The sequence below is a fragment of the Mesorhizobium sp. WSM4976 genome (genome assembly GCF_029625685.1).
Classification (GTDB): domain Bacteria; phylum Pseudomonadota; class Alphaproteobacteria; order Rhizobiales; family Rhizobiaceae; genus Mesorhizobium.
Genome location: NZ_JARTVT010000014.1, coordinates 122361 through 144854, shown reverse-complemented (window position 1 = coordinate 144854; position 22494 = coordinate 122361). Strand labels below are relative to the sequence as shown.

At 61.5% G+C, this 22494-nt stretch carries 18 protein-coding genes, 1 tRNA gene and 1 pseudogene; 10 read left to right on the top strand and 10 right to left on the bottom strand.

What is annotated here, in order from left to right:
• Positions 1-12: 12 nt before the first annotated feature.
• The 7 genes and pseudogenes from P9272_RS18735 to P9272_RS18705 form a co-directional block, all read right to left on the bottom strand.
• Positions 13-1599: an IS66 family transposase gene (locus P9272_RS18735; protein ID WP_278161708.1), complete on the bottom strand. Its 1587-nt coding sequence runs from the start codon at positions 1597-1599 to the stop codon at positions 13-15.
• A 92-nt stretch (positions 1600-1691) separates the two neighbouring features.
• A complete protein-coding gene (gene tnpB, locus P9272_RS18730; RefSeq protein ID WP_278161672.1) occupies positions 1692-2039 on the bottom strand; it encodes an IS66 family insertion sequence element accessory protein TnpB in 348 nt (115 codons plus the stop codon).
• A 230-nt stretch (positions 2040-2269) separates the two neighbouring features.
• Positions 2270-2422, bottom strand: a pseudogene (locus P9272_RS18725) (transposase); the annotation flags it as partial.
• Between the two features lie 248 nt (positions 2423-2670).
• Positions 2671-3855, bottom strand: a complete 1185-nt coding sequence (locus tag P9272_RS18720; RefSeq protein WP_278161671.1) for an alanine racemase — start codon at positions 3853-3855, stop codon at positions 2671-2673.
• The gene (locus tag P9272_RS18715) at positions 3840-5360 is read right to left on the bottom strand and encodes a M81 family metallopeptidase (protein WP_128259366.1); all 1521 of its coding nucleotides are present in this window, start codon (positions 5358-5360) and stop codon (positions 3840-3842) included. Before P9272_RS18715 ends, P9272_RS18720 begins: the two co-directional genes overlap by 16 nt.
• Positions 5361-5453: 93 nt before the next feature.
• The gene (locus P9272_RS18710) at positions 5454-6389 is read right to left on the bottom strand and encodes a LysR family transcriptional regulator (RefSeq protein WP_278161670.1); all 936 of its coding nucleotides are present in this window, start codon (positions 6387-6389) and stop codon (positions 5454-5456) included.
• A 122-nt stretch (positions 6390-6511) separates the two neighbouring features.
• A complete protein-coding gene (locus P9272_RS18705) occupies positions 6512-7954 on the bottom strand; it encodes an aldehyde dehydrogenase family protein (RefSeq protein ID WP_278161669.1) in 1443 nt (480 codons plus the stop codon).
• A 462-nt stretch (positions 7955-8416) separates the two neighbouring features.
• Here P9272_RS18705 and P9272_RS18700 point away from each other — a divergent pair, with 462 nt between their 5' ends.
• Together P9272_RS18700 and P9272_RS18695 are read left to right on the top strand one after the other, a co-directional pair.
• Positions 8417-9199: an SDR family NAD(P)-dependent oxidoreductase gene (locus tag P9272_RS18700; RefSeq protein ID WP_278161668.1), complete on the top strand. Its 783-nt coding sequence runs from the start codon at positions 8417-8419 to the stop codon at positions 9197-9199.
• Between the two features lie 53 nt (positions 9200-9252).
• Positions 9253-10335: a tartrate dehydrogenase gene (locus tag P9272_RS18695; RefSeq protein WP_128259362.1), complete on the top strand. Its 1083-nt coding sequence runs from the start codon at positions 9253-9255 to the stop codon at positions 10333-10335.
• 271 nt (positions 10336-10606) lie between these two features.
• On the opposite strand, the gene P9272_RS18690 is transcribed toward P9272_RS18695, so the two are convergent.
• Positions 10607-11287 carry a GntR family transcriptional regulator gene (locus P9272_RS18690; protein ID WP_128259361.1) on the bottom strand — a complete coding sequence of 227 codons (681 nt, stop codon included), beginning with the start codon at positions 11285-11287 and terminating at the stop codon, positions 10607-10609.
• Positions 11288-11475: 188 nt separating this feature from the next.
• On the opposite strand from P9272_RS18690, the gene P9272_RS18685 reads away from it, so the two are divergent.
• The 8 genes from P9272_RS18685 (at position 11476) to P9272_RS18650 (ending at position 20874) form a co-directional block, all read left to right on the top strand.
• Entirely contained in the window at positions 11476-12606 is a 1131-nt protein-coding gene (locus P9272_RS18685) for a sugar ABC transporter substrate-binding protein (protein WP_278161667.1), read from the top strand.
• A gap of 71 nt (positions 12607-12677) precedes the next feature.
• Positions 12678-14210 (top strand): sugar ABC transporter ATP-binding protein, encoded by a 1533-nt coding sequence (locus tag P9272_RS18680; protein WP_278161666.1) that lies wholly within the window; start codon positions 12678-12680, stop codon positions 14208-14210.
• Complete coding sequence (locus P9272_RS18675; RefSeq protein ID WP_278161665.1) at positions 14210-16279, top strand: ABC transporter permease; 2070 nt, start codon at positions 14210-14212, stop codon at positions 16277-16279. Before P9272_RS18680 ends, P9272_RS18675 begins: the two co-directional genes overlap by 1 nt.
• 25 nt (positions 16280-16304) lie before the next feature.
• A complete protein-coding gene (locus tag P9272_RS18670) occupies positions 16305-17111 on the top strand; it encodes an SDR family oxidoreductase (RefSeq protein WP_278161664.1) in 807 nt (268 codons plus the stop codon).
• A gap of 53 nt (positions 17112-17164) precedes the next feature.
• Positions 17165-18112 carry a 3-hydroxyacyl-CoA dehydrogenase gene (locus P9272_RS18665; protein WP_128259356.1) on the top strand — a complete coding sequence of 316 codons (948 nt, stop codon included), beginning with the start codon at positions 17165-17167 and terminating at the stop codon, positions 18110-18112.
• A 44-nt stretch (positions 18113-18156) separates the two neighbouring features.
• Positions 18157-19083, top strand: coding sequence for a 3-keto-5-aminohexanoate cleavage protein (locus tag P9272_RS18660; protein WP_128259472.1), 927 nt, complete (start codon positions 18157-18159; stop codon positions 19081-19083).
• Positions 19084-19093: 10 nt separating this feature from the next.
• Entirely contained in the window at positions 19094-19966 is an 873-nt protein-coding gene (locus tag P9272_RS18655) for an SMP-30/gluconolactonase/LRE family protein (protein WP_278161663.1), read from the top strand.
• Positions 19967-19995: 29 nt separating this feature from the next.
• On the top strand, positions 19996-20874 hold the full coding sequence (locus P9272_RS18650; RefSeq protein WP_278161662.1) for an SMP-30/gluconolactonase/LRE family protein: 879 nt from the start codon (positions 19996-19998) through the stop codon (positions 20872-20874).
• Positions 20875-21205: 331 nt separating this feature from the next.
• Here P9272_RS18650 and P9272_RS18645 read toward each other — a convergent pair.
• A tRNA-Gln gene (locus tag P9272_RS18645) sits at positions 21206-21279 on the bottom strand.
• A 45-nt stretch (positions 21280-21324) separates the two neighbouring features.
• Positions 21325-22407, bottom strand: a complete 1083-nt coding sequence (locus P9272_RS18640) for a tyrosine-type recombinase/integrase (protein ID WP_278161661.1) — start codon at positions 22405-22407, stop codon at positions 21325-21327.
• Between the last annotated feature and the right edge of the window lie 87 nt (positions 22408-22494).

The window sequence follows — 22494 nt, the reverse complement described above, 5'->3', positions numbered from 1 at the left end:
CATTCTCTTGTCCTATGCAGCGACGGCCTTCGATGATCGACGTTTCCAGTTCCACGGCAGGAGTTCGTTCAGCCGGCCTTGCGGCGTGTCGGCGATGCGGGCGAGCACGTCGCTCAGCCAGGCCTGTGGATCGACGTCATTAAGCTTCGCCGTGCCAATCAGCGTATACATGATGGCAGCGCGGTCGGCGCCACGGTCTGAGCCGGCGAAGAGCCACGACTTTCTGCCGAGAGCCAGACCACGCAGTGCCCGTTCAGCAGCATTGTTCGTGAGACAGATGCGCCCGTCTTCGAGGAAACGGGTGAAGCCTGCCCAGCGCTTGAGCATGTAGTCGATCGCCTGGGCAACCGGCGCGTGGCGCGAGAGCTTGGCCCGCTCGCCACGCAGCCACTCTTCCAGGTCGGCGACGAGCGGCGCGGCCCGTTCCGACCTGACGGCGAGGCGCTGCTCGGCAGCCATTCCATTTATGTCGCGCTCGACGTCGAACAGGAGATCGATGCGTTTGACGGTCTCGAAGGCGATCGGCGAGATCGGCGGCGCCGTCTTCCCTCGACGCGCACTGGCGGCGATGTCGGCAAGGACGAAGAACTTGCGCCGCGCATGGCTCCAGCACAGCGCTTCCGTGACCGGTCCGGGTCTCCGGTCGGGGAGATAAAGCCCGTTGTAGCCGGCATAGGCATCGGCCTGCAGAATGCCGGTGAACTGCCTTAAGTGCCGCTCGGGATGATCGCCCGACCGGTCGCGCGAGGCATAGAACAGCGCCGCCGGCGGTGCGGTCCCAACAAAGGGCCGGTCATCGCGGACATAGACCCAGGCTCGGCCGGTATCGGTCTTACCCTTCGCCAGGATCGGCACTGTGGTGTCGTCGCCGTGAAGACGCTCTGCCGAGAGCACATGGTCCTCGATCAGCGCATGCAGCGGACGCAGCACCGATGCGCACGTGCCGACCTGATCGGCCAGCGTCGACAGGCTCAGCTCGATGCCTTCGCGGGCGTAACGTTCGCTCTGCCTGTTGAGTGGCTGGTGTTGGCCGAACTTCTCGAACAACACCATGGCAAGCAGGTTCGGACCGGCAAAACCGCGCGGCGTGACGTGGAAGGGTGCTGGCGGCTGGGTGATCACCTCGCATTGTCGGCACGAGAACTTCTCGCGCACCGTCTGGATGACCTTCCACTGGCGCGGGATCACTTCAAGCGTCTCGGTGACGTCCTCGCCCAGCTTCGACAGCTTGGTCGAGCCGCAGCAAGGGCAACTCTCAGGAGCGGCGATCACGACGCGCTCGCGCGGCAGATGCTCAGGAAAGGGCTTGCGCGACGGGCGCCGGCGCTCGAACGAGCGAACCGTCTGTGTTTGGGATGCCGCCTTGTCCGCCGCCAATTCGTCCTCGGTTGCGTCGGCCTCCAACTCCTCAAGCTGCAACTCCATCTGCTCGAGTAGACGGGCCTTGCGTTCCGAGCGACTGCCATAGAGTTCCCGCCTGAGTTTCTCGATCTCCAGTTTCAGCCGCGCAATCAGTGCCTCCGTCCCGGAACTGACAGCCGCTGCGCGGGCGGCAAGCGCTTCGGCCTCGACGCGCGCGGCGCGCTCCGCGAGGATCATCGCGTGGGCGGTAGCCAGGTCGGAAGGGAGCGATTCAGCAGCGGACACCGGGCGATGGAATCACATCCACCGTCATGCGCAAGGCCAAAATCTCAACCTGTCGCTGTCGGCCGCCAGGTCTTTTGCGGCATACGCCAGTCGATGCCTTCGAGCAGATAGCCGAGTTGCGCCGGCGTGATGGTGATCACGCCATCGGCCGGCGACGGCCAGATGAAGCGGCCGCGCTCGAGCTTCTTCGAGAACAGGCAGGCGCCCTGGCCGTCGTGCCACAGAACCTTGATCAGGTCGCCGCGCCGACCGCGGAAGACAAACAGGTGACCGCTGTGCGGATCGCGCTTCAACGTCTCCTGCACCACCAGCGCAAGGCCTGGAAAGCCCTTTCTCATGTCGGTGTGGCCGGTTGCCAGCCACACCCGCACGCCGCTCGGAACCGGGATCATCGGGATCCAAGCGCGTCCAGAACGCGCCGCAGCGCCTCGGCATCCACATCGCGGTCGACGCGGACGCGGCGTCCGCTGCCAAGCTCGATCTCGATGATGCCGTTCTTGCGGCGACGTCGACCGGGAGACGCTGATGGCGCCGGCACCTCGACGGCAGAGGGCATAACTGCAGGAACGATCTCGACCGGGACTAACTGCGATGAACCGGCATCGACCGGATCGCACAGCTCCTTGCGCCATCGGAACAACTGGCTGACGTGAATGCCTGCCGATCGCGCGACCTCCGACACCGACACGCCAGGCTCAAGCGACGCCGCGACAAGGCGCTCCTTTTCCTCGCGTGACCAGCGCCGGCGTCGCTCAACCGACGTGATCACCTCCACCCGCGGCATCGTCATAGGGCTACTCCTAGGATTACCCCTAGGACTTCCGACGTTCGCCCTCAGCCTACAAGGCGGCACTCACCGGAGGGATACGGATCTCGTCAACAGATCGGCTGATCTGTTGCACGTCCGAGCGACATGCACCTAGCCCCTGACGCGAGATTGGCGCAGGGGCTTTCTTTTTGCTAGGCGCGAGGCCTGCAACCAGATCGGCGCGGAGCGGCAGCAGCGGTATCCTTAGCAGTTTCTCACCAGCCGTTGATGCGCGGCCACTCCACGACATCGCCATCATGGTTCCCGGCAACGGCATGATATCGATCAAACATCGCCGCGGTCATGCAGGCATGATTGGGCAGGATCCGCACCTTGGAACCGACTGGCAAGGCCTCATAGGGGAATGGCCCCTGGCTCACAAGAAGGCCGTGTTCCTGGTAAACATGGCCGACAGTGACCCCGGAGATCCGTTCCTGGCAATTGATGTCCATGACCATGCCGAAGCCGATGTCCTCCGCCAGACCCGAAGCCGCGGTGCTGCGATCCTTGGACAAGGCAAGCGCGCCCGCATCGACGAGGGCAGTGTTGAACTGAGGCCGATGGCCGATGACCGTCGCGAGAACCGAAAGCGAAATGTCCTCCCGCCCACAGGAATAGATTTCGGACTGCATTACATCGCCGAACATGTAGACGCCGCAACGCACCTCCGTCACGCCGGCGAAGTTCACGCCGTGGGTCGCTGTCGGCGTCGAGCCTACGCTAACGACCGGAACGGCCAGGCCGATCGCCCTTAGTTGTTCAGCAGCCGACACCGCCACGACACGCTCTTCCTCCGCCACCTTGCGGATGTCTTCGATTGAGCGTGAATGATAGGAATGACCGGCATGGGTCAGCACGCCCTCAAGCCGGGTTCCCGGCAGTTCAGTCAGCGCCCGGCCGATATCCAGCAACTCCTCAGAACCGCTTAGAACACCGGCACGCTTCTCGCCTGAATCGAGTTCGATGAGAACGTCAACCACAACGCCCAACTCGAGGGCTTGGCGATTGACTTCCCGCACGAGGCCTATCTGGTCGAGGATGACGCTCACCTTGATGCCGCGTTTGACGAGCTCGGCGATCCGGGCCAGCTTGTCGGGCAAAACGGTAACACCATAGGTGATGTCGGAGATTCCGTGGCTTGCGAAATATTCAGCTTCCTTGAGGGTTGAGACCATGACCCCGCCGAAATTGCCGGCGATCGCCACGCGTGCAACCTCAATGGATTTGGCCGTTTTCATGTGAGGCCGAAACCGGACGCCATGGTCTTTGAGCCTGCGGGACATCCGGCGCGTATTTGCCTCGAGCAGTATCCGGTCCAGGATCAGGCTGGGTGTGCTGAGATTATTCAATTTCATGGTTTCACTTGTGCGATTCGCGTGGGATTTCAGGCGCGTGGCCACACAACGTCGCGATCGATCGGGAAAATCGGACGCGGCAAGAACTTAAAATCGAAACGTGTCAGAACCGGAGATGACAGGCCGGGCGCGTCCACCTCGATCACCTGGTCTGGTCCGAAGAATTCGTCAAAGCCGGCACGGAAATGGCCACGTGATTTTACAACGATTGAACGCGCCTTGCCGATGTCGATCCCCATCATCTCGAAGAAGACCGGGTCGGCACACTGCGTACGTATGGAAATGACGACAACCTTCACGCCTTCGACGTCGAGAAGCACTGTCGTGCCGAGATCGAGCCTGCGACTGGCATAGAAGCCCCGTCGGCCGACACAGTCGCCATCGCGGATCCGCATCACGGTCGCATTGGCTTCAAATCGGCGGGAAAACTTGTCTGGCTCAACCCGGTTGAAGACCGCCCGGAACCGAGCGCCTTCTCCCAATTCCATGGCCTCTCGCGCCAGCGCCGGATCATTGAAAATGCCAAGCGCGGCTCCATTGGCTCGCGCCTTGATCAATGCTTCGAGAAGCCATGTCGTGTTGCCGTTCGCGCCGCCGCCGGGGTTGTCGGCGACATCGGCGAGGATGACGGCTGGGAGACTCGGATCTTGTCCAGCCGCAACCGCCTTTGCCACCGCCTCGTCGAGCGGGGTAAGGTGTGGGTCATAGCGCCGGTAGTCACGCCAGGCAAATTCTGCAATGTCCCGGGCTACCGCTTCGGCGAGGGCGTGGTCGCTGCGGGCGGTCACGATGATGCACAGGCCGTTCTTTGCGGTGTCGGCATAGGCAAAACCGCCGAGTATCGAAACGTTCATGATCTCCCCGCCGGACCTGGCCTGGCCGTATCTCATCAAATCCGCGTAGGGTCCCTTGTCGGTGAGAAGCGTCACGGTCGGCGGGCAAACTGGCAGACGGATGATTGCAGACGCCGGTCGCAATCCAGAAAGCATGGAGCTCATTGCAAAAGCCGCCTCGCGACCCCGAGCTACCATGTCGACATGCGGGTTGGTCTGGTAGGCCACTACCAGATTGACTGCCGCAACCATCCGATCGGAGACGTTTCCATGAAGATCGAGAGTGGCCACGATCGGGCAGTCCTTGCCGACCACGGAACGGGTCATTTCGAAAATCTCGCCGTCGGGATCTCGGTCCCGTGTCGTGATCATGGCGCCGTGGTTGCATATGTACACCCCGTCGAGCGGCATTGCCGCTTCGAGCCTAGCTTTCATGTCTTCCAAGGTCTGGGCGAAGAAGTCATGGTCGATCGGTCCACCTGCCTCAACTAGGCCGATCAATATCGGAGCGGCTTCCCATTCGACAGATCTGTCCATCGTGGCGCAGAAGCTGTGCATTTCCGCGGGGATCTTCGATTCGTCCTTACGGAGCTCCTCGGCCATTTCGAGGCCGGCCACGTAGAGCCGGCTAAGAAAATCGTCGCGCCCAGTTACCGGAGCGAAGCTGTTGCTCTCAAGCATAAGTCCCAAAAGGGCGATTTTCTTTTTTCGAAACATAGACCGGGCCCTCTCTTGCACCTGTAGAAAGGATAGACCGGTATATCGGCCTCCTCCAATGCAAGCTTGGCCTTGTTCGATGCGTGAGGGGTATCAGCAGTTCTCGGGTGAGGGGGCGTCTGCCGGCACGGCCTCACCCTCCAGGATGGACCACAACTCTTCTGCCATCGCGGGCAGCCGCTCGCGCGAGCGGAAGATCCGGATTTCAACGGGGATGAACCATTTCTCGCCGCCGGCCAACACAAGGCTGCCGGATGCCAGTTCGTCCGAGATATTGCTCTCGGGAAGCCAAGCCATGCCTCGTCCCTCGCGGCTTAGCGTTTTGAGCACAGCCGCCAACTGGCTGACGAAAACCTTATCCAGATAGACCGGTTCTTCCACATTGTTGATCATGTGTTCGACAGCCTGCCCGATCGCAGACGTCTCGGTATAGGCTAGATAATGAACGGGCTCGTCCTCCGTGCCAGGAAGTTTATCTAGAGGGGAGCCGGCGGAATCGGGTAGTGTAACGGGCAACAGGCGGTCGGTGCCGACAAGCTTCGAGGTGAAGTGCATCGGGGGCAAATTCATCTCTACCTGCGGGTGAGCGTGACTGATGGCAAAATGGGACTCACCCTTGATCAGCGACTGCATGCAATCGTTGAACTGACACGAATCCAGCCTGATGTTGAAGGTATGGGTCTTGGCCTCGATCGACCTGATCCAGCTGGGGAAGAAGGTCAGTGAAAGGCTGTGCGTGGCAGAAAAGCGGATCAGATTGGCCGAAGTCTCACCGACCCGGCGTGCATCCTCACGTCCTTGAAGGAGTCTTCTAAGGACCTCCTCGGCGACAGGCCGGAACCGTTCGCCCGAGGGCGTCAGACTGATCGGTTGGGTGGTCCGATCAAAGAGCTTGGCGCCGACCCAATCCTCCAGGCTCTTGATACGTCGGCTGAAAGCCGGTTGGGTTGTGTATCGCGCCTCGGCCGATCGGGAGAAATTTCGAGTGTCCACCAGGCTGAGAAAGTCCTCAAGCCAACGGCTTTCCATTTCACACCCCGGTCACTTGCTTTTGGTCGCAGTATTGTCAAAACGAAAGGCATGTCCAGCCAAGTGATGGCGTCCTTGCCCGTCATGCCTAAGGCGCACCGGCCGGAAAGCTCGGCGATTTCTTACAGCTTGATCCCGACATTCTTGGTCTGCACATAGCCCAAAAGAGCTTCCTGGCCTTTTTCTCGACCATAGCCGGAACGTCGCGTCCCGCCAAAGGGCGTTTCGACACCACCTACCCACCAGTCATTGACATAGACCTGGCCGGCAACGAGGCGATCGGCCGTCCAAAGCGCCAGTTTGAGGTCACGGGTGAAGATCCCAGCCGCGAGCCCATAGTCGGTGCCGTTGGCAATTGCGATAGCTTCTTCGGGGGTGTCAAACGGGATAACAACCAGGACCGGTCCGAAAAATTCCTCCTGCGCGATGCGCATATCTGGCCGCACGTCAGTGAAAATCGTTGGCGGTAAGAAAAAGCCCTCGCGCTCCAGCCGCTTCCCGCCCGCCGCCAGGGTGGCTCCTTCGGCAACTCCAACCTCGCACAATGCCTCGATGCGCTGCAGTTGGCGCTCAGAAATCACCGGTCCCATATCGCAGTCTTCAGCTCCTGGGCCGACAGTACGTCGAGCTGCCTCGGCCTTGAGCTTCTCGACTAACGGCCCGACGATCGAACGATGCGCCACAAGCCGCGAGGCGGCTGAACATATTTGGCCGGCATGATGCAGTATCCCGCGGGCGACGTCGCGCGCCGCATTGTCAAGGTCTGCGTCTGCATAGGCAATGGCGGCTGATTTGCCACCAAGTTCCATCACGCACGGGATAACCCGCTCCGCCGCCGCGCGTAACACGCTCTTTCCCGTTGCCACTGAGCCGGTGAAGACGATGTGGTCTATATCCTTATGCGAAACGAGAGCTGCACCCGCCTCGGAGCCATATCCGCAAACGATGTTGACGGCGCCCTTGGGGACGCCTGCGCGTTCGCAGGCTTGCGCTAACACGAACAGGCTGAGGGGAGAATCTTCCGGCGACTTCAGCACCACTGTGTTGCCTGTAACCACTGCGCAGGCGATAGATCGAGCCCCCACCGGAAGCGGTCCATTCCAGGGCACGATCTGGGCGGAAACCCCGTACGGCATTCTGATCGTATAATCGACGATGTTGTCTCCGAGCGGGATCTGCCGTCCCTCCAGCTTGTCGGCCATGCCGCCGTAATAGCGAAGATAGCGTTGGGTGAGCTTCACCTCGTTGTAGCCGGCGGCGCGTGTCTTGCCGTTGTCGTGGATTTCCAACTCCGCGATTTCATCGGCGAGGGTTTCGAGCTCCCCGGCAATCGCAAACATCAGTTCGCCTCGAGCCGCGGGCGTCAGTGACTGAAGCCGGCGTTCCTGGAAGCAACGCCTTGCCGCGGCGACCGCCAGGTCAATCTCAACGGCTCCCCCGCACGCAACCCTGGAGATGAGCTTCCCATTGCCTGGGTCGACGATCGGGATCGAGCGCCCATCCGAACTATCCAGCCATTCACCGTCAATAAAGTTTCGCCAGTAAGGTCGAATTTCCGCAACCACGGTGCACCCGATTTTTTTGCTCGCTGATTACATGCCAGGGTAGGTCTTGCACGGCGAGGAGGCCAATGTCTTTCGTCGATGACGTGATGTAAATTTGGAATAGGGTATCCGCCCACAAAGGACCTCCCTTGCTGAACCAATTCGGTTCCAACCTTCCGTGGCGGGCGCCAGGAGAAGAGGCGAGGACGGGTTCCGGCGATGGTTATTGCCGGAAGTCCAGTCCCACCGTCGGCAAAAGGCCGATCCGCTGGGCGGCGGCGACATAGCCGAAAACCGTCCGCTCCTATCGCGCTGGCACCCTGACTTTGCTGATGTATTCAAGAAAGGGCCTAACACCGACTGCTGCCACTATGCCGCAGATGCATGGGAATATCCGAGCTTGGCATTCAACATCGTGTGCGAGGTCGCGTAAGCAACGCGCAGCGATCCTATTTCGATGGCTGCGCGTGAGGTGCAACAGCAATGGGCGTATTTGATCGGCTTCGCCTTGGTGGCAAGCGCGCGTTCATCACGGGCGGCAGTCGGGGGCTCGGGCGGGAGATGGCCCTCGGGCTCGCCGAAGCTGGCGCCGACATTACGATGGTCGGCCGCACGGTGGAAACTCTGGAGGAGACCGCAGCCGACATCCGCGCGCTGGGCCGCAAGGTCGCGACCATCGTTGCGGATATGAGCGATCCTTCGGCATGCGAAGCAGCCTGCCTTGAGGCGGTGTCCGTGCAGGGTGGCTTTGACATCCTCGTCAACAATATCGGCGGGCGGCGGATAAACGTACCTGTCGAGGATATTCCCTTGGACCAGTGGAAGGCGTTGGTTGACCTGAATCTGACCTCGACCTTTCTGTGCTGTAAGCACATCGGCGGCGCGATGATCCGCCGGGGCCGGGGCGGACGCGTGATCAACCTTGCCTCGATAAACGCCATGGTAGCGGGTCGTAACATCCACGGCCGGCATTACGAGACGGCCAAAGCGGGAGTGCTGATGCTGACCCGAAGCCTCGCAGTGGATTGGGCGCGGCACGCAATAACCGTCAACGCGATCTGTCCTGGCATCTTCGCAACCCAGCCGAACAGGCTTTGGGCACAGAACAATCCGGAAATCATCGAGGCCTATGTGCAGACCATTCCGATGGGCAAGTTGGGAGATCCCGAGGACCTCGGCGCGCTGGCGGTATATCTGGCCAGCGATGCCGCCCGCTATATGACTGGCGCGGCACTGGTGATCGATGGCGGTTATGTGTGCCTTTAGCCGGACGAAAAATCGGGTGGGGGGATTGCCTTTGCGTCCCAGGGAGATTGACAGTGCGCGAATATTCGATTGCCGCAATTCCTGCAGACGGAATTGGCCCAGAAGTTATTAATGCCGGCATCACTGTGCTCCAGGTGCTGGCCGATCGGCGCGGCGACCTCAAGCTGGAATTCAGCCACTTCGACTGGGGATCAGACTATTACAAGCGCAATGGCGTCATGATGCCGGAGGATGGGCTGGAACGGCTCGAGAAATTCGACGCAATCTATTTTGGCGCGGTCGGCGCCGTCGACGTATCCGACCACGTCACGCTTTGGGGCCTGCGGCTGCAAATTTGTCAGGGTTTCAATCAATACGCCAACGTGCGGCCGAGCAAGATCTTGCCGGGCATCGCTTCTCCGTTGCGTGACGTCCGGGCTGGCGACCTGGACTGGGTGATTGTGCGCGAGAATTCGGAGGGTGAATATTCAGGAGCCGGCGGGCGCGTGCATCGCGACCTGCCGGAAGAAGTTGGCATGGATGTATCCGTTTTCACGCGCGTCGGCGTGGAGCGCATCATTCGCTACGCCTTCCGGTTGGCCCGGTCCCGACCGAGGAGACTCTTGACCGTTGTCACTAAATCGAACGCTCAGCGCCATGGCATGGTGATGTGGGACGAGATCGCCGAGGACGTGTCACGCGAATTTCCCGACGTGACCTGGGACAAGATGCTGGTGGATGCTATGACTGCGCGGATGGTGCTGAAACCGCAGAGCCTCGACACGATCGTGGCGACCAACCTGCATGCCGACGTGCTTTCAGATCTCGCAGGCGCGTTGACTGGAAGCCTTGGCCTTGCACCTACCGCCAACATTGATCCCGAAAATCGTTTCCCGTCGATGTTCGAACCCATTCACGGAGCGGCGTTCGATATAGCCGGCAAAGGCATCGCCAACCCTATTGCCGCATTCTGCACAGCGGTGCAGATGCTCAGCCACTTGGGCGAGCAGGGCGCAGCCGATCAGCTCATGCACGCGATCGAGCGGGCTGGCGAAGCCGGCATAATGACGCCCGATGTCGGCGGTAAGGCAACCACGCGCGAAGTCACCGAGGCCGTCAGCAACGCCATACGAGAGCGCAACGTTTTGATGGACTGACTTCGCGCTGCTGCTTTTTGAGCGGCCGGCTGCGAGCCTCGTGTCCTTTCCGGGAGCAAAGGACAATGCACTACATCAATTTGCGCATAATCCCGTCCGAGATGTATTTCGGGTCATGCACCCGAAAGCGATTGGCCAAACGGCTCTTGCTCGAAGTCAAGGCTTTTGAGGTCTCTGCCGTGGACAAGCCTTCGCCGCCCTGAACTCACCACAGCCCCGCCGAGAACGTGCAATGGTGAACGTCTCCCTGCGGGTTCAGGTTTTCACGCTATCAGTTTAAGAGACCCATGAGCACCCGATAGGCGGCGTCGATATCTGCTTGGACGGCTTTCTTGATGGATGCACTGTCGCTGTCGCGAAGGGCTCCAAACATGGCTTGGTGCTGTTCGTTCGCCGTCGAGTAGTTGCCAGATGCATGCAGCATATTGAAGTACGGGCTGATCTGGAGCCAAAGATTCTCTATGATCTTCAAAAGATTGTCGGATTCTGCCGCGCGGTAGATGGTGAAATGGAAGGCGTGGTTGGCGCGCAAGTATGCCTTCACATCGCCCGCAGCATTTGCGTTCTCGAGCGCTTGAAGGTGTGGCTGGATTTCCGCCAGAACGTGGTCCTTGCGGCGCTCGGCGGCCCAGGCAGCGGCAATTGCCTCGATTTCGAACCGCACGTTTCTAAGATCCGTGAGGCGGGAACGGCTCAGTGGCGGAATGCCGATCGAGCGTCCTGAAACGACTGTCAGCGCATTGGCCGCGGTCAACCGACGCAACGCTTCGCGCACCGGCATCGGGCTGACCCCGAAGGCGTCGGCGAGGCTTTGCACGGTGACCATCTCCCCGGGCACGATGCTGCCGTCGAGGATGAGCTCAGTGACCTGCCGGAAGACGCGGTCCTGCAGTGTATCCCGTGACAGCGGCGCGATTTCTGCACCCTGCCGCCAAAAGGCTGTCATCGTCATCCGACCTTGCCTCGCCCCATTGGGCACCTGTCCTTGAGCGCAATGGCGCCGCCACAGCCTCCTGTCAAGCCTGCGGTCGCCTGCCTTTCATCATTGATCTTTGATCAAAAGATGATACGGTCGGCGCCATCGGATGGCAAGCGGACCCCGCTTGGGAGGCATCCGACATTCTCTGGGAGGAGTTTCTGATGGGTATCGTCTCGATAGCCCGGCGCATTGCGCTGATGGCGGGCCTTGTCGCGTCCGCAGCTTGCGCCGGTTCGGCGGCCGAGGCCGCCGACAAGTACAAGATTTACCTGAGCATGAGCTTCATCGGCAACGACTGGCAAGCCGAGGCGGCCAACATGGTCAAAGCGATGGCCGCTCACAAGAGCATGGCCGATAAGGTCGACCTGCAGGTCCAAGTCGCCGGCCCCAACGCACAGCGTCAGATTCAACAAATCAATGCCATGGTGCAGGCCGGCGCTAAAGCCATCGTCATCTTCCCGATCTCGCCGACGGCTCTCAATCAGGTCGTCAAGAATGCCTGCGACAAGGGCGTCAAGGTGTTCGCCTACGATGCCGAGATCACCGAGCCCTGCGCCTACAACATCCACATTGACCAGGAAGAGGCCGGCCGCGTCACCGCCGAATGGCTGGTCAAGAAACTCAGTGGTAAGGGCAATATCGTCATCTTAACCGGTGTGCCGGGCACCTCCGTCGATGACCAACGCACCAAGGCAGCCAAGGCGGTCTTTGCCAAGTACCCCAATATCAAGATCGTCGGCGAGGCGGTCGGCATGTGGAGCCAAGCGGTCGCCCGCACGGAACTGTCGAAGATCCTGGCCACTCGCAGCTGGGACGACGTCGACGGGCTGTGGCTGCAAGTCGGCTGTTTTACCGCAAACGCCATGCAGCTCGAAGCCGGCAAGAAGCCGAACGAATTAAAACCGTGCGCAGGAGAGGGCGCGAATGGCGGGCGCATCCAGATGCTGCCCCAGAACACGAAGGTCGAGGGTGCCTCGCCACCCTACGCGCCGCTCGGTGCGCCACGCATTTCATACGCTTCGCCGCCCTATTCGGGCGCTCTCGCGCTCAAACTGGCTGTCCAGGCGCTGGAAGGAAAGGACGTGCCGAAGCTGACCATCCTGCCGCTACCGGTCGTCACCAGCGAGACGGTCAAGCTATGCGAGGAGGGTACCTGGGAGGAAATGAAGGCCGGATGCAATGCCTTCAACCCGGCACTGGTCAGCAATCCCGGATGGTTCGCCTCAATCTTTTCGGAACAGACGCCGGAGATCGGCCTCAACGCCGCACTGGTCGGTCAGCCAGAAAACTGATGGTCGCCCAAAGCGCCGCGCGAGTTTCTCGTCGCGGCGCCTCTTCCACGCGCTGCCGCAGACAAGGCCCGATGACTACGCACACGGTGATCCCCGCTATCGAGGTCGACAGCATCGGCAAGGCATTTGGCCCTACCGTTGCGCTCAAAGATGTCTCCTTCGCTGTGCGGCCGGGCAGCGTGCACGCACTGCTTGGTGAGAACGGAGCCGGTAAGTCCACGCTCGTGAAGCTGCTGTCCGGCCTGATGCGCCCGAACAGCGGCCGCATACGAATCTTTGGCGAGGAGTGCCGGCTGTCGTCGCCGCGCGAGGCGCATGCCTCCGGTGTGCAGACAGCATTCCAGGAGATGACGCTGATTCGCGACCTCAGCGTCCTTGACAATATGCTTCTGCCCTACGCATCGATGGGCCCGACGGGGCTCGTCCGCCGCGTCGCCGCGCGCGCTGCGCTGCGCCGTCACGTCGATGAGCTCGGCTTCTCGGTCGATCTCGACGCGGAGGTAGCGAGCCTCGAGCTGGCTGTGCGCCAGAAGATCGAGATTGCCCGGGCCGTTTATCGCAAGCCGCGTATACTGCTGCTCGACGAGCCGACCTCGACGCTGGCTGGCCGTGACGTCGACTGGCTCGGCGCAATCATCGCCCGCCTGAAGGCCGCCGGTACCACTATCGTCTTCATTACTCATCGCATGCGCGAGGTTCGCGCGTTCTGCGATACGTTGACCATTCTGCGCAACGGCCGCCACATCACCACCGCGCCGGTCGGCGAGGTCAGCGACGCGCAGGTGATCGAGAGCATCATCGGCCGTTCCATCGAGCAGACTTTCCCCCCCAAGCCAGATGCCGGGCAGCCTTTCGGGTCGCCGGTGCTCGGTGTGCGCGATCTGAAGGTGGGGCACAAGCTTGACGGCGTCGGCTTCGACCTCCGCCGCGGCGAGATACTCGGCGTAGCCGGTCTGCAGGGGATGGGGCAACAGGACCTGTTCCTGGCTTGCTTTGGCATGGCAGAGATCGAGCGCGGTCAGGTGCTGGTAGATGGTCGGGCGGTTCGACTGAGTTCGCCAGCCGATGCGTTGCGGCCGAACATTGCCATCGGTCTGGTGCCGGAGGATCGTAAGACCGAAGGCCTCTTTCTCAATCTCTCGGGCCGCGAGAACGCCTCTCTCCCGGTGGTCGACCGCTTCACGCAGTTCGGGCTGATCGACGCTGCTGCCGAGGGCGTGGCGGTGGAGGCTGCGTTCCGCACAGTTGAGGTGGACCGTCGGGCCTTGTGGACCAGTGCCCGCTCCTTTTCCGGCGGCAACCAGCAGAAGATCGCCATCGCCAAGTGGCTGGTCGCCCAGAGCCGGATCCTGCTGCTGTTCGATCCGACGCGCGGCATCGACGTCGGCACAAAGCACGAACTCTATGTAATGATGCGCCATTACGTCGAGTCCGGCGGCTCCATCCTGTTCCACTCGACCGAGATTCCTGAACTGGTCCACCTCTGCGACCGCGTTCTCGTCCTCTATGACGGTCGTCTCGCGGCCGAGCTATCAGGTGAACGCATCACCGAACCTGACATCATGAGGCCAGCCCTTGGTCACGCTGCCGCGGAGATCGCCTGATGAGCCTCGTCTCGGCGCGCGGACGCAGCGCAACCGCTCCTCTCGCACGCTGGCTCGCGCGCAACCGCGGCGCGCTGATCGCCGCTATCGTATTCGCGCTCTCGCTTGGGGTGGTCGACTGGGTTGGTGCCGGGCCGCTGACCTATTTCGACGTCTCCTTCCTGTCCAGCGGCGGCGCCACCTCGGCGATTGCAGCAATGGGCCAGACGCTGGTCGTGCTGTCCGGTGGCTTTGACCTCTCAGCGGGCGCAGTGGTGTCGCTGGTCAATGTCGCGCTGGCCTCAAGCATGGATCCCATGGCGCCGGGTGCCAACATTGTCCTGTGGACGCTGGCCGGTATCGGCATCGGGATGACGGTCGGCGCCTTCAACGGCTTCTTTATTGCGTGGCTGCGCATGCAGCCGATCGTCGTCACTTTGTCGACCATGTTTATCCTGCAGGGCGTCACCCTGCTGGTAATGGACAAGCCGGGCGGCTTCGTCTCCCCAGACCTAGGCTCGTTTTACCTCGGCGACGCGCTGCCCAACCTGGTGCCGATGCCCCTGGCTGTGATCGGCGTCGTGCTGCTGATGTGGCTGTGGCTGAAGGGCACCCGCTTCGGCACCGCGCTGTACGCGGTTGGCAGTGATCCGGATTCAGCCGCCGCTGTCGGCGTCGGTGTCGTGATGGTGCGTTTCCTGGTCTACGTGATCGCCGGCGGTTGCTACGGTCTGGCCGGAGTGTTCATCAGCGCCCAGACCGGTAGCGGCGATCCGCTCGTCGGCAACCCGCTGCTCTTATCGATGTTCGCCGCCGTCGTGGTCGGCGGCACCCGGCTGGGCGGGGGGCAGGGCGGCCCGGCTGGCACCGTTTTCGGCGCCTACATCCTGATGATGGTCGTCAACATACTGCTGGTACTTAACGTCTCGGCCTACTATTCGACCATTGCCGAGGGCACCATCCTGATCCTCGCCGTGCTTGCCGGCTCAATCTCGCACGGCTCGGTGCTGGCGGTGAAGCTACGCGCCGCGCGTGCTCAGTTCGCCGCTTGGCGCGCCGGTATTCTACCGGCCCAGCTCGATCGCGCCGACCGGCGCATGCAGATCGCTCCGCGCACGCCGTCGCGCGCCGGTGCCGCACCTCCTTTGCACGTCCGCTATGCCGAAACCTTCCGCTACGCGTTACCAGCCTATATCTGTCTGGTGGCGATCGTCATCGCCACCCAGCTCTGGCTCGGCCACGCCATTCTCAATCCCGGCTACTGGAACTCGCTTCTGGTCCTGTCGTCCTTCCTCGCGGTGTTGGCGCTGGGGCAGGGCACGGTCATCCTCACCGGCGGCCTCGACCTCTCGGTGCCGTGGACCATTGGCCTCTGCGGCATCATTCTCGCCGGCACGGTCAACGGGTCCGATGCCGCGCTGGCCTACGCGCTGCCTGCGGTATTGGTGATGGCGCTGGCGATCGGCTTCGCCAACGGCGCCGGAATAGTCTATCTCGGCATCTCACCGATCGTCATGACGCTTGCCACCAACGGCATTCTGCAGGGCTTTGCGCTGCTCTATTCGCAGGGTACACCGGCCGGCTTTTCCTCGCCAATGCTGCGCTGGTTCATGACCGGGCGCCTCGCCGGCGTCACCCCAGTGGTGCCGTTCATGCTCGCCTTCGTTGCCGTCGCGGTGTTGGTGCTCGGGCGCACGCCCTTCGGACGCCGCGTTTACGGCATTGGCAACGGCGTCCGCGCCGCGCAGCTCTCCGGCATTCGCGTCGAGCGCACGCTGATCCTGGTCTATATGCTGTCGTCGCTGTGCGCGGCCGTGGTAGGCGTCATGCTGACCGGCTTCTCCGGCCAGGCCAGCCTCGGCATGGGCGACGACTACCTGCTGCCATCCATCGCAGTGGTGGTTGTCGGCGGCACGCTGATCACTGGGGGGCGCGGCCATTACTTGGGCATGCTCGGCGGCGTGCTTCTGCTCACCGCGCTGCAGATGCTGCTTGCCGGCACCACGCTGCCTTATGCCACCCGCGCGATCCTATACGGCCTTGTCGTGCTCGGTGCCGTCATGGCCCTGCGCGAGCGGCGCGTCCAATAGAGGGAACGACGAAGGGAATGACATCATGAGATCGAGAGCGCCGCGTTCGGCCGATGACTATCTCTCCGGCCTCGCCGGCCAACGCGTGCTGGTCACCGCCGGCGCCGGCGGAATCGGCCTGGCCATCGCAGAGACGCTTGGCCGGCTCGGCGCCCGCCTGGTCGTCTGCGACGTGTCCGACGCCGCGCTGGCCGCGGTCGGCAACACCGTCGCGGTTGAAGCGGCGGTCAAGGCGGATGTCTCCAGCGAGGCTGACGTTGACCGGCTGTTCGAGAAGGTGACCGAGACACTCAGGGGGCTCGATGCGCTGATCAACAATGCTGGAATCGCTGGTCCAACCGGGGGCGTCGACGAAATCGCTCCCGAAGACTGGCGCCGCTGTATCGACGTCTGCCTGACGGGCCAATTCCTGTGTGCGCGGCGCGCCGTGCCGATGCTCAAGGCCGCCGGAGGAGGTTCCATCGTCTCCATGTCCTCGGCCGCGGGCCGCCACGGCTACGCCTTCCGCACCCCATATTCGGCCGCCAAGTTTGGTGTCGTCGGCTTTACCCAAAGCCTCGCCAAGGAACTCGGACCGAGTGGTATCCGCGTGAATGCAATCCTGCCCGGCATCATCGAAGGGCCGCGAATCGAGAGCGTCATCTCGGCGCGCGCCCAGCAGCTTGGCATCACTTACGAGGAGATGACCGGCCGTTACCTGCAAAACATCTCGCTGCGGCGGATGACCAGCCCCTATGATGTGGCGTCCATGGTCGCGTTTCTGCTCTCGGACGCGGGGTTGAACATCTCGGGTCAGTCGCTTGGCGTGGATGGAAATGTCGAGACCCTGTAGCTCCAGCATAAGAAAAAAATCCAATCCTGTCCTCACAATGTCCGGAGAATAGCATGACTACGGTAGCCATTGTCGGCAGCGGTTTCATTGGGCGAGGTTGGGCGATCAGCTTTGCTCGCTCGGGCCATGCGGTGCGCATGTGGGACCATCTCCCCGAAGCAGCCGAAGGTGCCCGCAATTACATCGCTGGCGTGCTCGGTGACCTCGCGGCGAACGACCTTCTGCGCGGCCAAGTGCCCGACGAGGTGCTTGCCCGCATAACGATCGTAAATGAACTCGCCGAGGCGGTCCGCGACGCGGTGCATATCCAGGAGAACACCCCTGAGAAACGCGAAATAAAGCGCGAGATTTTCACGCGCATTGATGCCGTCGCCGATCCCGGTGCCGTCATCGCAAGTTCGACGTCGGCTCTCCTTCCCTCGACCTTCACCGATCATCTTGCAGGTCGCCACCGCTGCCTGGTCGTACATCCGATAAACCCGCCATACCTCGTGCCGGCGGCGGAAGTGGTGCCGGCGCCGTGGACCTCCCGCGAGACCGTCGACAAGACCCGCGCCTTTCTGGTTTCGGCGGGCCACGCACCACTCGTCATGACAAAGGAGCTCGACGGTTTCATCATGAACCGGATGCAAGGCGCGCTACTCGAGGAGGCGTTCCGGCTGGTTGCGGGCGGCTATGCGAGCGTCGAGGACGTGGACGTCGGCATCAGGGATGGGCTGGCCCTCCGCTGGTCGTTCATGGGGCCATTCGAGACGATCGACCTCAATGCACCGGGCGGCGTGCGTGACTATGTCGAGCGGTACCAGTCGATCTATTCGAACATCTTTCCGCAGATGCGGCATCGGGTGGATTGGGCTGGCCAGGTCCTCCAGACGGTGGAGAGCGAACGCCGCCGCCGACTGCCCCAAGAGGGATTGCTGGACCGCCAGGTCTGGCGTGACCGTCGCCTCATGGCGCTGGCGGCGCACAAGAAGAAGGCGGATGAGGAGTTCGGCCAATGACGCAAGCAGGCGCCACCACGACACGCAAATCAACCGGCCCGCAAATGACGGGCAAAGTCATCATCACCTGCGCTGTGACGGGGGCGATACACACCCCGACCATGTCGCCCTATCTCCCGATCACGCCGGACGAGATCGCATCCGAGGCGATCGCGGCAGCCGAGGCGGGCGCTGCGATCCTTCATTTGCATGCGCGCGATCCTGAGACTGGCAAGCCCGACCAGACGCCGGAAGCCTTTGCGCGCTTCCTGCCCCGGATCAAGCAGGGCACGGAAGCGGCGATAAACATCACTACCGGCGGCAGTCCCTACATGAAAGTAGAGGAGCGAGTCAGGCCAGCTGCCCAGTTCAAGCCCGAGGTCGCCTCGCTCAACATGGGCTCGATCAACTTCGGCCTCTATCACCTTGTCGACAAGTACAAGACCTTCAAGTTCGACTGGGAAAAGCAACATCTGGAGGCTACCAGGGACCTAGTCTTCCGCAATTCCTTCAAGGACATCGAGTACATCCTTTCGACCTGCTACGACAACGGCACCCGCTTCGAATTCGAATGCTACGACATTGCGCATCTCTACAATCTGTCGCATTTCGCCGACCGCGGTTTGGTCAAACCACCCTTCTTCGTCCAGTCGGTGTTCGGGCTGCTTGGCGGCATCGGAACACACCCTGAGGATGTCGCCCACATGAAGCGCACCGCCGACCGTCTGTTCGGCGGCCAATTCCGCTGGTCGGTGCTCGGCGCGGGTGCCAGCCAGCTGCGCATCGCGGCCCAGGCGGCTGCCCTGGGCGGCAACATCCGCGTCGGTCTTGAGGACAGCCTGTGGGCCGGCCGCGGCAAGCTCGCCAAGTCGAATGCCGAGCAGGTTCAACTCGCTCGTAAGATCATCGAGGGCTTGGGCATGGAAGTTGCAACGCCCGACGATGCACGCGAGATCCTGTCGCTGAAAGGCGGCGACAAGGTTGCCTTCTAAGGATCTCGCCATGCTGAGGATCGAAGTGCTCTCCGACAGGCCAGATCAACTCGGCGAAGGACCGTTATGGGATGTGCGCGAGCAGCGGCTCTACTGGATCGATTCCTACAGACCCTCGATCCATTCCTCAGATTGCGCGGGTGGCGATCGCAAGAGTTGGAGCGTGCCGGAACCGATCGGCTCGATGGCTCTGCGTGAGCAGGGGGGCGCGATCTTGTCGCTTCGCGACGGCTTCTACACCTTCGACTTCGACACTGGCCGCGCGGAGCGTATCGTCGAGACGCAACCAGGCGAACTGCGCCCGCGGATGAATGACGGAAAGGTCGACCGGCAGGGACGCTTCGTCGCCGGATCCATGGACTTCGAGGAACGCGAGCCCGTCGGAAAGCTGTTCCGGCTGAATCATGACCTGTCGCTCAGCACGCTCGATGCCGGCATCATCTGTTCCAACGGACCCTGCTGGAGTCCGGACGGCGGCACGTTCTATTTTGCCGATACGGGCAAGCGGGTCATCTGGGCATACGCATACGATGTCGTGACTGGCAACGTACGCTCTCGGCGTGTCTTTACCAGCTTCGAGAACCTACGAGGTCTGCCGGATGGCGCGACGGTCGATTCCGAGGGTTACCTCTGGAGCACGGAAGTCTATTCAGGACGCCTTATCCGGTTCGATCCAAGCGGGGTAGTTGACCGCATCATCGGTCTGCCTGTCCAATCGACGACGAGCGTCATCTTCGGCGGCCCCGATCTCGACATCGCCTATGTGACCTCGATGGCCAGGCCCTTCCAGTACCAATATCATCGCGAGCGCGAGGCGGGGTTCGTCTTCGCAATCCATGGCGTGGGCGTTCGAGGCATTGAGGAACCGCGGTTCAAGGGTTGACGGTTCGCAGGACGAATGGAGGATGTGCCATGAAGATCGACGTCGTCGTTGACGTTAAGACAACCCTTGGCGAGGGGCCGCTTTGGGATGTTGGGCAACAGCGCCTTTACTGGATCGATTCCTTCGACGGGCGGGTGTTCCGCGCCACGCATGATGGCCGCGAGATCCGCTCTTGGGACGTGCCTATGAAGATCGGTTCCATGGCGCTGCGCAAGGATGGGGATGGAGCGATCGTCAGCCTCGCGCGCGGCTTTCATCTCCTCGATTTCAAGACGGGCGATGTCGAACTGATCCACGATCCGGAACCAGACAAGCCATCCAACCGCATCAATGACGGCAAAGTCGACAAGCGCGGCCGCTTCGTGGCCGGCTCGATGGACACCATGGAAAATGGGCCCAACGGCGCGCTGTATCGCGTCGATCCTGATCTCAGCGTGCACAAGCTCGACGACGGCATCATCGTGTCCAACGGCCCCTGTTGGAGCCCTGATGGAAGCGTCTTCTATTTTGCCGATTCCTGGTCGGGCGAAATCTGGGCCTATGACTACGATCTTGAAACCGGAAACGTCTTCAACCGGCGCACCTTCGCCAAAGTCGACATCGCTAGAGGCGGCGCCGCCGATGGCTCAACCGTGGACGAGGAAGGCTGCCTCTGGAACGCGCAGGTCTACGACGCGAAAATAGTTCGCTACCGGCCGGACGGTACCGTCGACCGGGTCATCGACATGCCGGTCAAGAAAGTCACTTCAGTGATGTTCGGAGGCCCGAACCTCGACATCCTCTACGTGACTTCGATGGCAAAACCTCCGCTGCCACGTTTTCCAGGCGACGGCGTCTTGCGCGGCAGTCTTTTCGCCATCAGCGGCCTCGGCGTTCGCGGCATTCCCGAGCCGCGCTTCGGCGGCTGAACAGCCACTTCCATAGATCGCATCCGAAGTCGCGCCAAGCCGCGTCGCGAGGCAATGGGCAGAGGTGCAACTTGGTACTCGCAGAGAGGAGACTTTCCTTGCCTCGATTCAAGAATGTCCACAAAGCGACAATGAAGTCGATGACCGGCTTTCGGGATTTTCGTACGACCGCCAACGCTTGAGCTCTTCAGTCGTTGGAATGACGCCTCCCCAGACTGGCCGGTTCCGATATCAGACTGTCCGCTATCAACCGCAAAGAGCCACGACTGCTTTGCGCCCACATCAGGAATTGAACTTCATCTAAGTTGTTGTTTTATTGAAAAAAGAATGATGGCTGGGGAACCTGGATTCGAACCAGGACTAACGGAGTCAGAGTCCGTGGGTCTACCGTTAACCTATTCCCCAAAAAGCCTCTGATTTCAAGGCTTTGGCCGAACGAGCGAAAAGCGGTTAGACACTTTTCTTGCGGGAGTTAGACAAAACCCGTTCTCGTTTCGAGCCGGCTTGTATCACATTCGCCATGTCGATCAAGACCCCTGATACGTCCGCGCTCGAAGAATAATGCTCGGCCATCTCGATCGTCTCCTGGCCGAGGAAATTCTTGATGTCCTCGAGCCGATAGCCTTGTTCGCGCAGGTCGGTAGCAACTGAGTGGCGAAGGCCGTGCATGGTAAGGCCCTTGCCGGCGAGTCCGCGGGCACCGCAATCGTCGAAGAATTTCCCGATCGATGCGGAAAAGCCCATCTCGGTCCAGGGTTTCTTGTGCGAATTGAGGCAGAGCATCGTGACGTCGATCTCTGAAACCGGCCATGCCTCCAGCGCCTCGTCCAGGATCTTGCGCAACTCGCCCAAGGCCGGCAGCTTCATGATCTTGCCGTTCTTCGAGGCGCGGAAAGAGATATAGCCGTCCCGATAAGCCATGCGGGGCAGGCGCAGAATATCGCCGCGCCGCATGCCCAGGAAGCGCGCAAGGGCGATCGGGACTTTGTAGTGGAGTGGTGCGGCAGCCAGCACGTTGACCCGCTCCATCTTCGTCCATGGGCGATTCTCTTTGCGCCTGTCCTTTGCGATCTTCGCCTTTTCCAACTCGAGGCAGGGGTTGGATGTCACCAACCCATACTCCTTGCCGTGTTTGAAGGCGGAAGAGAGCATAGCCATCATGTGGTTGGTGAACGCGCCGCGACGCTTCTTGACGGTCTTGTCGCGCAGCTTCGCCATGAATGCGGTATCGATCAAAGCCAAGGGCGTGCCCGAGATCGGCTTCAAATGATCCATGTAGTGCTGGTAGTCGGACCTGGTGCGCGGAGCGAGATCGGTGAATTTGGGCGATTTCTTGTAGCTTTCGAGCAGCGCGCCGAGCGTGCCGGATTGCGCAGCCTTTGGAGCATGCAGCTTGTCTAGACGGTCGACCTCCGCAGCCAAAGCTTGGCCGGTCAGCTTCGGATCTATGGGCGTGCCGCTCTTGCGGTGATAGACGCGCTCGATGCCGAGCCGGTCCTTGTATCGTTTGAGCCCTGTGATTTTAACTCTCATCGAGCAACCCCAGCCATTCGTCTCCAGTTGCCGGCTCCGATTGGTTCCGGCTGTCCAGCCACCTGTCAAGCGCACGCACGTCGTACC

What these genes read in the sequence shown, in the direction of transcription:
- P9272_RS18735 (WP_278161708.1), bottom strand. Translation starts at nt 1,599, where the DNA reads ATGATCCTCGCGGAGCGCGCCGCGCGCGTCGAGGCCGAAGCGCTTGCC.
- tnpB (WP_278161672.1), bottom strand. Translation starts at nt 2,039, where the DNA reads ATGATCCCGGTTCCGAGCGGCGTGCGGGTGTGGCTGGCAACCGGCCAC.
- P9272_RS18715 (WP_128259366.1), bottom strand. Translation starts at nt 5,360, where the DNA reads ATGTTTCGAAAAAAGAAAATCGCCCTTTTGGGACTTATGCTTGAGAGC.
- P9272_RS18710 (WP_278161670.1), bottom strand. Translation starts at nt 6,389, where the DNA reads ATGGAAAGCCGTTGGCTTGAGGACTTTCTCAGCCTGGTGGACACTCGA.
- P9272_RS18700 (WP_278161668.1), top strand. Translation starts at nt 8,417, where the DNA reads ATGGGCGTATTTGATCGGCTTCGCCTTGGTGGCAAGCGCGCGTTCATC.
- P9272_RS18690 (WP_128259361.1), bottom strand. Translation starts at nt 11,287, where the DNA reads ATGACGATGACAGCCTTTTGGCGGCAGGGTGCAGAAATCGCGCCGCTG.
- P9272_RS18685 (WP_278161667.1), top strand. Translation starts at nt 11,476, where the DNA reads ATGGGTATCGTCTCGATAGCCCGGCGCATTGCGCTGATGGCGGGCCTT.
- P9272_RS18680 (WP_278161666.1), top strand. Translation starts at nt 12,678, where the DNA reads ATGACTACGCACACGGTGATCCCCGCTATCGAGGTCGACAGCATCGGC.
- P9272_RS18675 (WP_278161665.1), top strand. Translation starts at nt 14,210, where the DNA reads ATGAGCCTCGTCTCGGCGCGCGGACGCAGCGCAACCGCTCCTCTCGCA.
- P9272_RS18670 (WP_278161664.1), top strand. Translation starts at nt 16,305, where the DNA reads ATGAGATCGAGAGCGCCGCGTTCGGCCGATGACTATCTCTCCGGCCTC.
- P9272_RS18665 (WP_128259356.1), top strand. Translation starts at nt 17,165, where the DNA reads ATGACTACGGTAGCCATTGTCGGCAGCGGTTTCATTGGGCGAGGTTGG.
- P9272_RS18660 (WP_128259472.1), top strand. Translation starts at nt 18,157, where the DNA reads ATGACGGGCAAAGTCATCATCACCTGCGCTGTGACGGGGGCGATACAC.
- P9272_RS18655 (WP_278161663.1), top strand. Translation starts at nt 19,094, where the DNA reads ATGCTGAGGATCGAAGTGCTCTCCGACAGGCCAGATCAACTCGGCGAA.
- P9272_RS18650 (WP_278161662.1), top strand. Translation starts at nt 19,996, where the DNA reads ATGAAGATCGACGTCGTCGTTGACGTTAAGACAACCCTTGGCGAGGGG.
- P9272_RS18640 (WP_278161661.1), bottom strand. Translation starts at nt 22,407, where the DNA reads ATGAGAGTTAAAATCACAGGGCTCAAACGATACAAGGACCGGCTCGGC.